Below are 14,054 nucleotides of genomic sequence, written 5' to 3'. Positions count from 1 at the left end.
TATTATTTCTCTCTGTACATCAAATTTTCCGATAAAGAAATCAAGTCTCTTTTTTGATCGTCGGGAATATTGATCAATGACAGACAATCAAGCGACGCAAGGTAATACTTTTCAATAAGATTTTCAACGACAAATTTCAAATTTAATTCATCATAGATATTTTTAACAAACTTGATTTTTTCATCGGGATCATATTCAGTTGCCGTCAACCACCTGTTCAATTCCGCTCTCTGCCTGTCACTTGCATTCTTTAAACACCTGATTAACAAAAAGGTTTTCTTATTACATAAGATATCCCCGCCTATCTTTTTACCGAATGTCTCGGGATTACCATATACATCCAGAAGATCATCTTTAAGCTGAAACGCCAGCCCTATATTGATCCCAAACTCATAAAGCAAATCAGTATCCTCAACAGGAGCTCCCGCTACAATCGCACCGATCTTCAAAGCACAACCGATGAGTACTGCCGTTTTCAGGCGTATCATCTCGATGTATTCTTCTTCTCTTACGTCGAGCCTTTGTTCAAAATCCATATCGTATTGCTGTCCTTCGCATATTTCCATGGCTGTGGTAGAAAACAACTCTAAAATATCAGGAAGTACGTCAACAGGTACTTTAGCGATATACCTATAGGCTTCAATAACTAAAGCATCACCCGAAAGAATAGCACTATTTTCACTCCATTTTTTATGTACAGTCGGATATCCGCGCCTCAAATCGGCATTATCCATCAAATCGTCATGGACAAGGGAGAAATTATGGAATATTTCTACCGCCAAGGCAGCATCCAGAACCTCTTCCGGATTTTTACCGAAAAGATCTGCCGCCATCAGTGTCAGTAATGGCCTAAGCCGCTTCCCTCCCAAGGACAATATATATTCAGCAGGAGCAAATAGCGTCCTTGGCTGATAATCTTTCAATACTCTCCTGATGGAATCATCTATGAGTTTTTCAAAAACAGATATTTTATGTTTCATCTCGATAGATATAAGTAAAGAAAGCTGCTTTTGGGATTCAAAAGCAGCTTTCTTTACAATTTTATAATCATTTTAGTTCTGTAAACGGAACACTACCGGCAGTGTAAATCGAACACGTACTGCGGATCCACGTTGTTTTCCGGGTTTCCAGCGAGGCATTTGCTGGATCACACGGATAGCTTCCCTGTCAAGTGACGGGTCTTGCCCGCGTACTACCTGCACGTCGGTGATGCTACCGTCTCTCTCAACTACAAAGTTACAGATTACACGTCCCTGAATACCGTTTTCCTGTGCAATGACCGGATACCTGATATTGTCACTCAGGAACTTCATCATGGCAGCCTGTCCTCCGGGGAATTCCGGTTGTTCTTCCACCACTACGAAGATCTCTTCTGTCACCTCTTCCTGTTTCGGTTTGGGTGGTGGAGGTGGAATATAAACCTCTGTCTGTCTCTGAGTCTGGTCGTCTTCCGTCTTTATCTCCATTCGAGTATCCACCTTCTCCTCTACCACCACGATTTCTTCGGGTGCCGCTGGTTCTGGCGGAGGAGGGGGAGGGGGAGGGGCCGGATCACGACGAGTAATCTCGATTTCCTCTTCGGCCAAAACATCCTGAACAATGACATTTTCGTCAAGCTTCCGGGTTTCGGTCGACCATTCAAAAGCGAAGAAAAGGACAGAAACACCCAACACCAATCCCATCAGGATATATGTGCCTCGATGTCTTTCCAGATTCGCTTTCGGCGTTTTTTTTACTTCATCTTTGTTCATTGTGTCTCTTTTTTTATCTACTGCTTGTTCCTTTCACTCTGTTTAAATGCAAAAATAGCTATTTTTTTCTTCCGTACTGCAATTTATAAAGAAAATTGCGAAAAAAAGCACTTTTTAATTTCTTTAATTGCGTTTATCCACTTTTTCACATTTCTGTGATGTTCCTTTCACCATGCCGGTTTCTACTCTTTAACATTATGACGATTTACACCGGCCGGGGTTTAATGAAAGATATTTATTTTACCTTATATATATCTTTAAGGTTTCTGCCATATCCATCGTAATCCAATCCATAACCAACAATAAAATCATTGGGGATCTCAAGCGCCACATAATCTATATGGAGTTTCTGCCGCAATGCAGCAGGTTTAAACAACAGGGTGGCAACCTTTACCTCCAGGGGATTATATTTCTCCAATTCCTTTTTAAGCGCCACCATAGTATTCCCGCTATCTACAATATCTTCCACAATCACCACATTGCGTCCTTCGATGCTTTCATTCAAGCCCAGCACCTCCTGCACTTTGTTTGTAGTAGAAGTTCCTTGATAGGAAGCGAGACGTACGAATGTAATTTCACTGGGGATGGAAACCTTCTTCATCAACTCCCCGGCAAACATAAAAGCACCGTTGAGCACAGCCAGAAAGATAGGATCCTTCCCTTTCAGGTCTGAATCTATCTGTTCGGCAATCCGCTTTATTCCCTGTTCAATGATCCCTTGCTCAATAAACAATTCAAATTGTTTATCCTTGATGGTTATGACTTCTTTCACTATTCCGGATTTTTTTAAAGCGTCAAAATTACTACTTTTTATGATTTTACAAAAATGAAAATAGCTTTTTCAGCATTATAATGGATAATTCTCAGATAACCACGCCGGGAAATCAACATCGTTCAGAAAAAGCATTTTTTCTTCACCGTTAAACACAGGGCAAACACGCATTTTTATTTTTTTTCGAATTGCTGAGATACAATCATATCCTATATCTGAGAGGAAGCGGGGAAACACTTTCAACATTTTGCAGAAAATGGAGCCGGCATTCAATTGAGAGAAAATAAAGGAAACCGCTTCTGATTTGGTTAAGAATTCCGTCTCATTTTTAAAGATGACAATGGAATTATAAGTCATCTTTTTATTAAAATGCAAGAATAAATCGCTGGCGAAATCCGATTGCAAAGACGCAAACCTGAAAACCCGGCCGGCATCCCTATCTATGATCCATTTCACCCAACGATGACAGACATCGCATTCTCCGTCGTAAAAAATAATAGGTCTCATTTTTCTATACAAATTTGATGTCAAAGATGAACATAAAAACTGCTTACCAGGCCGGTAAAATCTTTAGTGTATTGGTGGCGGCTATTTTCAATGATGAGCGAACTTGTTTCTATATGACCGGTTGGGCACATCGTCAACTCAACCAATAGCCGTTTCGGTTCACTATCCGGCAAAGGGTATACAATGGTTTTCCGTTTCATGTAAAACAGATATTTCTCACACAAGGCGTCTAACTCCTCCCTCTTGTCGTAAGGGAGGATAAGGGAGAGCGTCCCATGGTTTGTAAGGCAGCCCCGGGCGGAAACCAATAAATCATCCAACGTCAGCGAAACGGAATGCCTTGCCCTTGACCGTCTTTTGTCCGGAGGCAAAAGAGAATCGGTAAAATAAGGAGGATTGGAAACAATCAGGTCAAAACGTTTCGAACTCCCCTGGACAAACTGCTGAAAAGCCAACAATTCTATGCCAATTCTGTCAGAAAAAGGAGAATTTCCTATATTCTCTTTCGCCTGCTCCACTGCACGTTCATCTATATCGATAGCAACCACCCTTGCCTGCGGGTTACGTTGCACTACCATTAAAGCAATGAGTCCGGTACCTGTTCCTACATCCAGTACTTCTGTCGCGTTTTCCACGCTGGCCCATGCTCCCAACAGCACACCATCAGTACCCACTTTCATTGCACATTTATCGTGAAAGACAGTGAATTGTTTGAACCGAAAATAAGGATTACTCATATTAATTGAAAATTGAAAATGATAATTGAAAGTTTCCAATTAGTAATTTCTAATTGGCAATTGTAATAATTTTGGCACGGATTTTGATCAATACTATTCAGTACAAAACCAAAAACAAAAGTAAACATTTTCTGTCTTTAAGACAGATACAAAATACAATGATGAATCCATTCAAAAAATATATGGCCCCTGAAGAGTACCCCGAAACAAATGTAATATCTTTTATTGCCAGCGATTTCGTTGACGGGAATCAGGAGATAGACGAATCTCAATTGGGGGAAACCCTTCCCCTGCTCCCGTTACGCAATACGATTGTTTTTCCAGGCAGTACACTGCCAATATCGGTAGGACGAAAAAAATCTCTGGATCTGATCAAATCGTTTGGAAAGAAACAAAAATACATCGGACTGGTATGTCAGAAAGATTCCACCGTAGATGACCCGGCAGAGAATGACCTCTATCCGGTCGGCGTAATTGCAGAAGTAATACGTGTTATTGAATTGGGGGACAACAATCTAAGCATCATCGTACAGGCAAGAAAACGGTTTGAGTGGCAACAGGTCGTCCAAACCGAACCGTATTTGATGGCAACTTTCAAAATAAGGGAGTATTTGAAAGCATCGAAAGAGGATAAAGAATTCAAAGCAATCCTGGATTCCATCCGGGATTCCCTGCTTCACATGCTCCATATGCTGGGTGAACCGCCCAAGGAGTTGGTACAAACCCTCAGCAGTGAATCTTTTTCCGACATGCTGATCAGTTATAGTGGCACCAATTTACCTATTGATGCACATGAAAAGCAGGAACTCCTCAGCATTAACGATGAGAAAGAACAAGCTTATCGACTGCTAATGATACTAAATCGTGAGTCTCAGATACTGGAACTAAAAATGAACATCCAGATGAAGACCCGGGAAGATCTGAATCAACAGCAGAAAGAATATTTTCTCCAGCAGCAGATCAAAACCATCCAGGAAGAACTGGGCGGAAATACGCAGCAAATCGAGATCGATGAATTCAGGAAACGGGCTAAAGAGAAAAAATGGAGCGATGAAGTAGCAAAAACATTCGAAAAAGAGATACAGAAACTGGAACGCCTGAATCCCCAGTCGCCCGATTACTCGGTACAGTTCGGGTACCTGCAGACCATTCTCGAACTGCCGTGGGGCATTTACACCAAGGACAATTTCAACCTGAAGAATGCTCAAAAGGTGCTCGACAAAGACCACTTCGGCATGGAGAAAGTAAAGGAGCGTATCATTGAACACCTTGCCGTATTAAAACTGAAGGGCGACCTGAAATCCCCTATTCTCTGCTTATACGGCCCTCCGGGTGTAGGTAAAACCTCATTGGGAAAATCCATAGCCGAAGCGCTTAACCGTAAATATGTACGTGTTTCGCTTGGCGGCCTGCATGATGAAGCGGAAATACGCGGGCACCGCCGTACCTATATCGGCGCTATCCCGGGCAGGATTATACAAAACATACAAAAAGCCGGCTCATCCAACCCCGTTTTCGTGTTAGATGAAATAGACAAGATCGGAAATGATTTCAGGGGTGATCCTTCTTCGGCTCTGCTCGAGGTATTGGATCCGGAACAGAATTCTACTTTTCATGACAACTTCCTTGCCATCGATTACGATCTGTCGAAAGTACTTTTCATTGCCACGGCAAACAACCTCAATTCCATTCCGCAGCCGTTGCTCGACCGGATGGAGTTGATCAATGTGGGAGGCTATATCACCGAGGAGAAAATCGAGATTGCCCATCGCCATCTTATTCCCAAAGAGCTTCAGAACCACGGTATAGCAAAAGGAGCATTCACTATTTCCAAACCGGCCTTACAGAAGATCATAGAAAACTATACCAGGGAATCAGGGGTACGTGAACTGAACAAAAAAATCGCCAAGATCATGCGAAAAGTAGCCCGCAAGATCGCATCGGAAGAGCCTTATCCTAAAACGCTCAAAGTATCCGATCTGAAAGAATACTTAGGTATTGAGGAGTACAGCAGGGACAGTTACCAGGGCAACCAGTACGCCGGGGTGGTGACCGGTCTGGCATGGACTGCCGTAGGTGGTGAGATTCTTTTCGTGGAAAGTTCACTCAGCCGGGGAAAAGGCGCCAAACTCACACTTACCGGAAATTTGGGTGATGTGATGAAAGAATCGGCAATGCTTGCCATGGAATATATCCATTCTCATGCGCAGGAACTGGACATCGATCCGGAAATTTTTGAAAACTGGAATACCCATATCCATGTACCGGAAGGCGCTATGCCTAAAGACGGCCCCTCAGCGGGTATTACAATGATTACTTCCCTGGCGTCGGCCTATACACAACGGAAAGTACGCCCCAACCTGGCGATGACCGGTGAGATCACCCTGCGCGGAAAGGTACTCCCTGTAGGCGGTATCCGCGAGAAGATACTGGCGGCAAAACGGGCAGGGATCAAAGAAATTATCCTTTGCAGGGATAATAAGAAAGATATTGATGAGATCAATCCTAAATATGTGGAAGGACTCACGTTTCACTATGTAAGTGACGTGAAAGAGGTGTTAGACCTGGCGCTTATGGATGAGAAGGTGGATCAGCCGAAAAACTTTTCAACAATAAAGGAGAAATCTCAAAAGTAAATAACGATTTTCAATTTTTTGATGACATCAGCGTATTCGATCGGCACGGAAGCCTCTTCGGATACGCTGTTTTTTTCATCTTTACATCGTGGTGAGTTTGATGGAAAAATAGACCAGGTAAAACAGGATAAAAGCAGCTCCCTGCCATCGGGTGATACGAGTGCCTTGCTTCATGAAAATCCATAATAACAGGCTGATCCCAATCACAAAGAGGCTGTCGACATAATTGATATCGGGCGCACTAATCGGCTGGATTAACCCCGCCACACCCAGGATCAACAAAATATTGAAGATATTTGATCCCACCACGTTACCTATCGCTATATCAGCCCGCTTCTTGATGGCTGCTACCACCGAAGTAGCCAACTCCGGCATACTGGTTCCTGCCGCCACAATAGTGAGCCCTATCATTGCTTCCGACATCCCCAGCCGCCCGGCGATAATGACCGCATTTTCCACTAAAAGGTCGGAACCATATACCAAACCGGCTAAACCCACCCCGATAAACAGCACATCCAGCATCCAGTGCTTACTCAAACGTATCTCGTCTTCTTCACCACGATCCTTTGCTTCATGGGTTTTCTTTTTTGAAGAGATCAGGAGATATCCCGTATAAGAGACAAAAAGAAGAATAAAAACCAATGCCTCAATCCCGGAAATCCTGGAGTCGAGAAATAACAGGAAAAATAACACTGATACCATCACCATTACAGGTACATCCAGCTTTAACAGTTGCCTTTTTACTGCCAAGGGGTAGATAAGAGCCGATAATCCCAGAATAATCCCTATATTAAAAAAATTAGAACCCAGCACATTGCCGATAGAGAGTGCGCTTTGCCCGTTCATAGCAGCCTTCACACTCACTACCAGTTCCGGTGCACTGGTACCTATCGAAACAATGGTCAGCCCGATCACCAACGGACTGATACCGATACGTTTTGCCAACGATGATGCTCCGGAAACCAAACCTTCCGCGCCAAAATACAAAATCACCAGCGAAACCAATAACCAAACAATCTCCATAATCTAATCTATCTTTTTCTCAAATATGGTACAAATATAGCCTGTTCTCCCAAAATATCCTGTCTACCCATAAAAAAACCCCTTTGTATAAAAGGGGTCTTTACTCTTTATTCTTTACTCTTCCAATTATTCAGAATAAAATCTAAAATCCTTGAGTAACTCCTGAAGCCGTTTTCTGGCGAAAAATATTCTACTCTTTACAGTACCGATCGGCAACCCAAGATGTTTCGCGATCTCTTCATACTTGTATCCCGAAACGTGCATTGAGAAAGGCACCTTATATTCATCGGTAAAACTATTGATCGCCTTGTTGATCTCTTTGATCGTATAAGCTCCGTCAGGCGTGTCAAAACCGGAATCCTGCGGTAAATTCAGATGATACAGATTCTCTGTCTTGTCAATGATAGTCTGGCTCCTGACGATCTTACGATAATTATTCACGAAAATATTATGCATGATGGTGAAAACCCATCCTTTAAAATTGACATTCTCATAATATTTTTCCTTGTTATCCAGTACACGAAGAGTTGTTTCCTGCAACAGATCTTTAGCTTCTTCCCTGTCGGCTGTCAATGTCAATGCGAAGTTGAACATGTTGTCCTGCAGCCCCAATAGCTGTTTTTCGAAAGAAATCTTTGTTTTCATAAGCGATGTGCTTTAGTTGTGTTAAATGATCGTTGTCCTTGCAAATATAAAGAGATATATTTAAAAACTACTCCCTTTATGCACCCAAAAACGATTAATTAGTGTTAACAAATAAAGAATCGCTAAAAATATACTGATAAACAGACAAATAAACATCAAAAAAAACATACCTAAAACCCTCGATAACTGATAAAAAAAATTTATGTCTTAAATCATTGAATAAATGATTACAATAGATTTAAAGCCATGGATTTTTTTAGACCGATTCTAAATAATTTTTTCAGATGACAAGCAAATATTCCATATGTTAATCCCCCGGTTTAACACAACTGGTTAATTATCGGGAAAGAAAGAAAAATTCCAATTCCCCGACCCTGCCAATCGGGCTTTATGGCATACAATTTGTATTGAAAAATGAAGAATGAAAAGTGAATAATGAAGAATGGAGAGTGAGGAGCTAATTTTTCATTCTTAATTCTTAATTTTTTAATTTATATATATATGGTACAAAAAGGACAGATAGGGGTAACAACTGACAATATTTTCCCCATTATCAAGAAGTTTCTCTACAGCGATCATGAGATTTTTATCCGTGAGATCGTATCGAACGCAGTGGATGCCACACAGAAAATGAAAACCTTAGCCGATGTGGGTGATTTTAAAGGTGAGCTGGGAGATCTATCGGTACATATCTCCATTGACAAGAAAAATAAAACGCTTACCGTATCCGACCGTGGTATCGGGATGACCGCCGAAGAGGTGGATAAGTACATCAATCAGATAGCACTCTCCTCCGCCAATGATTTTCTGGATAAATACAAAGAGAATGCAAACGCCATTATCGGCCATTTCGGTTTAGGATTCTACTCTTCCTTTATGGTATCCAAAAAAGTGGAGATTATCACCAAATCTTATAAAGAGGATGCACAAGCCGTGAAATGGTCTTGCGACGGCACGCCGGAATTCACGATGGAAGAGACTACCAAAGAGGATCGCGGTACCGACATCATTCTCCATATAGATGAAGACAACAAGGAATTTTTAGAAAAGGATAAGATTGAATCATTACTCAAAAAATATTGCAGATTCCTTGCTGTGCCGATCGTTTTCGGAAAGAAACAGGAATGGAAAGAGGGTAAATATGTAGATACGGAAGAAGATAATGTTGTCAATGACACCAATCCGCTATGGCGACAGAAGCCGGCAGGATTAAAAGAGGAAGATTACCTGAAATTCTACCGCGAGCTATATCCATTCTCCATAAGCGACGAGCCCATGTTCTGGATCCATTTGAACGTGGATTATCCTTTCCATCTCACCGGTATCCTCTATTTCCCGAAAATAAAGAATAACCTCGATCTGCAACGCAATAAGATACAGCTTTACAGCAATCAGGTTTTTGTGACCGACTCAGTGGAAGGCATAGTGCCTGAATTTCTTACATTGCTGCACGGTGTAATCGATTCGCCCGATATCCCGCTGAACGTCTCCCGCTCCTATCTGCAAAGCGACCAAAACGTGAAGAAAATATCGAACCACATCACCAAAAAAGTGGCCGATAAGCTGGAAGAACTGTTCAAAAAAGAGCGTACCCGGTATGAAGAGAAGTGGGACAGTCTGAAACTGTTTATTGAATACGGAATGCTTTCCGACGAAAAATTCTGTGACAGAGCTCTCAAATTTGCCTTGTTGAAAAATATGGAGGGCAAATATTTCACTTCAGAAGAATACAAAACGCTAATCGAATCGGCCCAAACCGACAAGAATGGAAACCTTGTCTACCTCTATGCAAACGACAGACAGGAGCAATACAGCCACATCGAGGCAGCGAAAGAGAAGGGTTATGATGTACTTCTGATGGACGGACAACTCGACACTCACTGGATGGGACTTCTGGAACAAAAATCCGACAAGACCCGGTTTGTGAGAGTGGACAGCGACACTATTGAACATATCATCGAGAAAGAAGAGACTGCAAAAGTGGAATTGACCGACCAACAGAAAGAAAATGTGTCGGAGGCAGTGAAATCACAACTCCCGGTTATGGAAAAAACGGAATTCAGCGTCGATTTCAAAGCGCTTGGAGAAACTACCCGACCGATTCAAATCACCCAAAACGAATTCTCCAGAAGAATGAAAGAGATGGCTGCCATGCAGCAACAAATGGCTTTCTATGGTGAAATGCCCGACACATACCAGATTGTACTGAATGTGCAGCATCCGTTCGTCAAAGAACTTATCAATGAGAGTGAGCATAAGGATAAAGAAGCGCTTATCGCAAAAGTGGCATCCGACAAGCGTTTAAAGCAGTTAATCGACCTGGCCCTGCTCTCCAACGGGATGCTCAAAGGGGAAGCATTGAATAACTTCGTGAAAAGAAGTTTCGAAATGATTTAAATCAGTTATCTCCATTTCACCTCGTCTCCCCAGTCTCCCAGTCATAGTCAGAGATCAATCGAGTAAAAAACCGGTAAACAACTACTGTTTACCGGTTTTTACTTTATCTTTGCAGCAAAAAGTTGTGCAATGAACAAAGCCTACGAGGTGACCTTTTCCCCTTTTCGTTCCTTCACCCGTGAGGAGTGGAGTAAGTTAGAGGAACACCCTATGTTTCCTGTTTCCGATATTGATCTCACTAAACTGCAGGCGCTCAATGAGCCACTTACCCTCAAAGAAGTCGAAGATATCTATATTCCTTTGATCCGGCTACTCCAGATCCATCTCACCCACTATCGCAATCTGCACAATGAACGGGATCAGTTTTTCTCCAATAAAAGTAAACCTATCCCCTATATTATCGGTATTGCCGGAAGTGTGGCAGTCGGGAAAAGCACCACTGCCCGGGTATTACAGAAACTGCTCTCGATGACGCCTGAGCAGCCAAAAGTAGAATTGATTACTACCGACGGATTCCTGTATTCCAATGATGAATTGCAGAAACGGGGGCTGCTGAACAAAAAAGGATTCCCTGAGAGTTATGATGCCAAACAATTGTTGGCATTCCTTGCAAGTGTAAAATCGGGACGTGACATATTTGAGATACCTGTCTATTCGCATCTCTATTATGATGTGATCAAGGGACAGATGCAAATCATTGAACGGCCTGATATCCTTATCGTGGAAGGGATCAACGTGCTGCAAGTCTCACCCGGCAAAAAAATACGGAAGAGAGTCTTTGTCTCCGATTTCTTCGATTTCTCTATTTATGTGGATGCGAGCGAGAAAGATTTGCGGGAATGGTATATCGAACGATTTAAAAAACTACAACAGACTGCCTTTCAGGATCCGGATTCCTATTTTCATCAATATGCTTCTTATTCGGAAAAAAAATTGCTGAAATTTGCCAACGAGGTATGGGATGAGATCAACTTACCCAATCTGCTGCAAAATATTCTTCCAACCCGTTTCCGGGCCGACCTCATTCTTGAGAAGGGAGAATGTCATTTTGTCAGAGGTGTCCGTATCAGGAAAATATAAAACAACTCACATCCGAAATATTAGAAACTAAAAAGATGAACCTCCGGGGAAGCCCATCTTATATTATTGTAGTGTAAATTTACGTTTCAGATCAAAATGCTTTGCGGATCTTTTCTGCAATTTCTTCGAATTCCTCTGCCGACAGTTGCAACTTCGGATTGGCAAGGCTCATATCACCCTCTTTTTGGATAGGAATCAGGTGAATATGCGCGTGAGGCACTTCCAGGCCGATTACCATCATCCCTACCCTTTTACAGGAAACCGCATTCTCTATCGCCTTTGCCACTTTTTTGGCAAAAACAGCCATATCACCCAAAAGGGTATCGTCCAGATCAAAGAGATAATCAATCTCCTGCTTTGGAACAACTAAGGTATGCCCTTTCGACATCGGACGGATATCGAGAAAGGCATAAAACCGGTCGTTTTCGGCGATCTTGTAAGAGGGGATCTCACCTGCGATAATTCTGCTGAAAATAGTCATCTTTTAGTGAAAAATTAAAAGTGAAATCTGCGAGTAAACAAGTGCAAAAACAAACTTGTTTGGATTTGCCGAGCGGGAGCAGATTGCACAAAGTGAAAAATCAAAAATCCACTATCCCTAGTCTTGGTTCTTGAATCCTGGTTCTATTCAAACCGATATTTCAACGACCTCAAACGTCATCGTGCCTGAGGGTACTTTTATTTCGGCTATATCGCCTACTTTCTTACCCATTAAACCCTGGGCAATAGGAGTACTGACAGCAATTTTACCGTTCTTCAGATCAGCTTCGCTTTCCGATACGAGCATATAGGTCATCAACTTTTTCGTTTGCAGATTCCTGATCGTCACCTTGTTCATAATCTGCACTTCATCCGTACCAATAGCACTCTCATCGATAAGGCGGGCATTTGCGATAAGGTTTTTCAACTGGGAAATCTTCGCTTCCAGCATCCCTTGCGCCTCTTTCGCCGCATCATATTCCGCATTTTCCGACAAGTCACCCTTGTCTCTTGCTTCAGCAATCTGGCGAGATATTTCAGGTCTCTGCACAGATTCCAACTCTATCAATTCTTCTTTCAATTTCCGAAGACCTTCTTCGGTCATATACGTTACAGCCATAGTCTCTTTTTTTATACTTTAAACTCGACGTAAAGAAAAAGAATTCCGGCCTTTACTACAAGACCGGAACCCCTTTTTTCCATGTTTATACTTTTACAAAAGTAATGCTTTATTCCAATTATGCAAAATTTTCAGGTATGTTTTACAACACCTTATCCAACTCGCCGGTCAACTGGGCATAGTTCTCGATCCGGGCTACAATGTCTCCTTCACGGTTAATAAGGAACGCCGTCGGTATCTGCCGCACATTATAAGTGGCTAATAATGTGGAGTTAACCGATCGCGAATCTCTGACGGTAAGCCAGGGGAGGTTGGCGGCCGATGTTTTCCAGAAATGTTCATCCGAATCGAACGATATCTGATATATTTCAAACCCTCTCGATTGATAACGGGCATATAGATTATTCAGATCCATATTGTGCTTCGGAGAGAAATCGGCACCATACACCACAAAGTCGAGTAATACTACCTTCCCGGTAAGCGATGACAACGCCATTTTACGTCCGTCCACTCCTGACAAGACTATATCGGGTAAACCCGCCCCCTCTTCCACCGGTATGTTCTCTAACAGTTTCGCCTGTTGTTCCTGCAGCCTCCTTGTCTTCAATGCATTCATAGTAAACTCATACAGATGTTTTGTTCTTTCTGTATCAGGATAATAACGGTTCCATGAAGTAGCTACAGCACCGAACATCGCATAATCCTGCCTGTTATAGGGATCAAAAATCAGGTAATTATTTATTTTTTGGAAAACCGCATAATAAGCCGTCGCACCAGAAGGATTTCCAAGGATCAACCGTGACACCTCTCTCTTATAGTCCTGCAATGCACTATCCAGTTGTTCGATAAAAGCCATTTCATCAATTAATCCGGATTTGTGGTTCTTCTCCAACTCGTCAATCTTACGAGCAGCCGATCTGGTAAGGAGGTCTACCTCTTTCATCTGGTCATTGGTAGGCGAGTCCTCTACAGTAAAAGAATTATACCAATCCGACGCATTAGCACTGATACGGAGCGTCTCTGTGGAATCCACGGCAAAAGCGGCAATCCGCTTCCCGATACGTAATTGATAGAATTCCGGATTTTCGGGAGCGGATTGCTTGAAAGCAAAAGCCCCGTCTTTTTTCAAGACTGTGGAATCAAGCGCTCTGACACCCGCCAGGGCCCGATGTTCCAGATACAATGTATCTCCTTCCGCAGATCCGATATTCCCTGTCACTTTAAATGTCTCTCCCTGTTTACAGGAGAAAAGTACTGCACCGACCAACAAGACCGGTAGCCATTTTCTCAATAAATTCTTCATATATATTTCCAAAAATTCGCAGCAAATTTACGTGATTTTCTTTTTAAACCGGCATGATTCGGATAAATTATTATTTTAAGTGTTTAATAATTGACCAGTCCAAC

At 42.3% G+C, this 14,054-nt stretch carries 13 protein-coding genes; 3 read left to right on the top strand and 10 right to left on the bottom strand.

What is annotated here, in order from left to right:
- Positions 1-2: 2 nt before the first annotated feature.
- The 5 genes from PSM36_RS04940 to PSM36_RS04920 all read right to left on the bottom strand — a co-directional run bounded on the left by PSM36_RS04940 (position 3) and on the right by PSM36_RS04920 (position 3,767).
- Positions 3-980 (bottom strand): polyprenyl synthetase family protein, encoded by a 978-nt coding sequence (locus tag PSM36_RS04940; protein ID WP_076929351.1) that lies wholly within the window; start codon positions 978-980, stop codon positions 3-5.
- A 72-nt stretch (positions 981-1,052) separates the two neighbouring features.
- Entirely contained in the window at positions 1,053-1,751 is a 699-nt protein-coding gene (locus tag PSM36_RS04935; protein ID WP_076929349.1) for an energy transducer TonB, read from the bottom strand.
- Positions 1,752-1,986: 235 nt separating this feature from the next.
- Positions 1,987-2,523 (bottom strand): hypoxanthine phosphoribosyltransferase, encoded by a 537-nt coding sequence (hpt, locus tag PSM36_RS04930; RefSeq protein WP_076929347.1) that lies wholly within the window; start codon positions 2,521-2,523, stop codon positions 1,987-1,989.
- Between the two features lie 75 nt (positions 2,524-2,598).
- Positions 2,599-3,030: a thiol-disulfide oxidoreductase DCC family protein gene (locus PSM36_RS04925; RefSeq protein ID WP_076929345.1), complete on the bottom strand. Its 432-nt coding sequence runs from the start codon at positions 3,028-3,030 to the stop codon at positions 2,599-2,601.
- A 20-nt stretch (positions 3,031-3,050) separates the two neighbouring features.
- Positions 3,051-3,767, bottom strand: coding sequence for a tRNA1(Val) (adenine(37)-N6)-methyltransferase (locus PSM36_RS04920; protein WP_076932056.1), 717 nt, complete (start codon positions 3,765-3,767; stop codon positions 3,051-3,053).
- A gap of 182 nt (positions 3,768-3,949) precedes the next feature.
- Here PSM36_RS04920 and lon point away from each other — a divergent pair, with 182 nt between their 5' ends.
- Positions 3,950-6,403 carry an endopeptidase La gene (gene lon, locus PSM36_RS04915; protein WP_394333050.1) on the top strand — a complete coding sequence of 818 codons (2,454 nt, stop codon included), beginning with the start codon at positions 3,950-3,952 and terminating at the stop codon, positions 6,401-6,403.
- An 81-nt stretch (positions 6,404-6,484) separates the two neighbouring features.
- Here lon and PSM36_RS04910 read toward each other — a convergent pair whose 3' ends face one another.
- Together PSM36_RS04910 and PSM36_RS04905 are read right to left on the bottom strand one after the other, a co-directional pair.
- On the bottom strand, positions 6,485-7,426 hold the full coding sequence (locus PSM36_RS04910; protein ID WP_076929343.1) for a calcium/sodium antiporter: 942 nt from the start codon (positions 7,424-7,426) through the stop codon (positions 6,485-6,487).
- A gap of 126 nt (positions 7,427-7,552) precedes the next feature.
- Positions 7,553-8,071: an RNA polymerase sigma factor gene (locus PSM36_RS04905; protein ID WP_019537761.1), complete on the bottom strand. Its 519-nt coding sequence runs from the start codon at positions 8,069-8,071 to the stop codon at positions 7,553-7,555.
- 501 nt (positions 8,072-8,572) lie between these two features.
- On the opposite strand from PSM36_RS04905, the gene htpG reads away from it, so the two are divergent.
- Both htpG and coaA read left to right on the top strand, forming a co-directional pair.
- On the top strand, positions 8,573-10,468 hold the full coding sequence (gene htpG / locus PSM36_RS04900) for a molecular chaperone HtpG (RefSeq protein WP_019537762.1): 1,896 nt from the start codon (positions 8,573-8,575) through the stop codon (positions 10,466-10,468).
- Positions 10,469-10,597: 129 nt separating this feature from the next.
- Positions 10,598-11,548 (top strand): type I pantothenate kinase, encoded by a 951-nt coding sequence (gene coaA, locus PSM36_RS04895; protein WP_019537763.1) that lies wholly within the window; start codon positions 10,598-10,600, stop codon positions 11,546-11,548.
- 91 nt (positions 11,549-11,639) lie between these two features.
- Here the strand turns inward: coaA and PSM36_RS04890 are convergent, their stop codons facing one another.
- From PSM36_RS04890 to PSM36_RS04880, 3 genes are all read right to left on the bottom strand, one after another.
- Positions 11,640-12,029, bottom strand: coding sequence for an HIT family protein (locus PSM36_RS04890; RefSeq protein WP_019537764.1), 390 nt, complete (start codon positions 12,027-12,029; stop codon positions 11,640-11,642).
- A gap of 147 nt (positions 12,030-12,176) precedes the next feature.
- Positions 12,177-12,647 (bottom strand): transcription elongation factor GreA, encoded by a 471-nt coding sequence (greA, locus tag PSM36_RS04885; RefSeq protein ID WP_019537765.1) that lies wholly within the window; start codon positions 12,645-12,647, stop codon positions 12,177-12,179.
- A gap of 142 nt (positions 12,648-12,789) precedes the next feature.
- Complete coding sequence (locus PSM36_RS04880; protein WP_019537766.1) at positions 12,790-13,950, bottom strand: TlpA disulfide reductase family protein; 1,161 nt, start codon at positions 13,948-13,950, stop codon at positions 12,790-12,792.
- Positions 13,951-14,054: the final 104 nt, after the last annotated feature.

This window comes from Proteiniphilum saccharofermentans (genome assembly GCF_900095135.1).
Taxonomy (GTDB): domain Bacteria; phylum Bacteroidota; class Bacteroidia; order Bacteroidales; family Dysgonomonadaceae; genus Proteiniphilum; species Proteiniphilum saccharofermentans.
The sequence above is the reverse complement of the archived record's forward strand: the minus strand, read 5'-3'. Positions and strand labels throughout refer to the sequence as shown.

Excerpts from the sequence above, each read along its gene's own strand:
- PSM36_RS04940 (WP_076929351.1), bottom strand. The coding sequence starts at position 980 with ATGAAACATAAAATATCTGTTTTTGAAAAACTCATAGATGATTCCATC.
- PSM36_RS04935 (WP_076929349.1), bottom strand. The coding sequence starts at position 1,751 with ATGAACAAAGATGAAGTAAAAAAAACGCCGAAAGCGAATCTGGAAAGA.
- PSM36_RS04925 (WP_076929345.1), bottom strand. The coding sequence starts at position 3,030 with ATGAGACCTATTATTTTTTACGACGGAGAATGCGATGTCTGTCATCGT.
- PSM36_RS04920 (WP_076932056.1), bottom strand. The coding sequence starts at position 3,767 with ATGAGTAATCCTTATTTTCGGTTCAAACAATTCACTGTCTTTCACGAT.
- lon (WP_394333050.1), top strand. The coding sequence starts at position 3,950 with ATGGCCCCTGAAGAGTACCCCGAAACAAATGTAATATCTTTTATTGCC.
- PSM36_RS04910 (WP_076929343.1), bottom strand. The coding sequence starts at position 7,426 with ATGGAGATTGTTTGGTTATTGGTTTCGCTGGTGATTTTGTATTTTGGC.
- PSM36_RS04905 (WP_019537761.1), bottom strand. The coding sequence starts at position 8,071 with ATGAAAACAAAGATTTCTTTCGAAAAACAGCTATTGGGGCTGCAGGAC.
- htpG (WP_019537762.1), top strand. The coding sequence starts at position 8,573 with ATGGTACAAAAAGGACAGATAGGGGTAACAACTGACAATATTTTCCCC.
- coaA (WP_019537763.1), top strand. The coding sequence starts at position 10,598 with ATGAACAAAGCCTACGAGGTGACCTTTTCCCCTTTTCGTTCCTTCACC.
- PSM36_RS04890 (WP_019537764.1), bottom strand. The coding sequence starts at position 12,029 with ATGACTATTTTCAGCAGAATTATCGCAGGTGAGATCCCCTCTTACAAG.
- greA (WP_019537765.1), bottom strand. The coding sequence starts at position 12,647 with ATGGCTGTAACGTATATGACCGAAGAAGGTCTTCGGAAATTGAAAGAA.
- PSM36_RS04880 (WP_019537766.1), bottom strand. The coding sequence starts at position 13,950 with ATGAAGAATTTATTGAGAAAATGGCTACCGGTCTTGTTGGTCGGTGCA.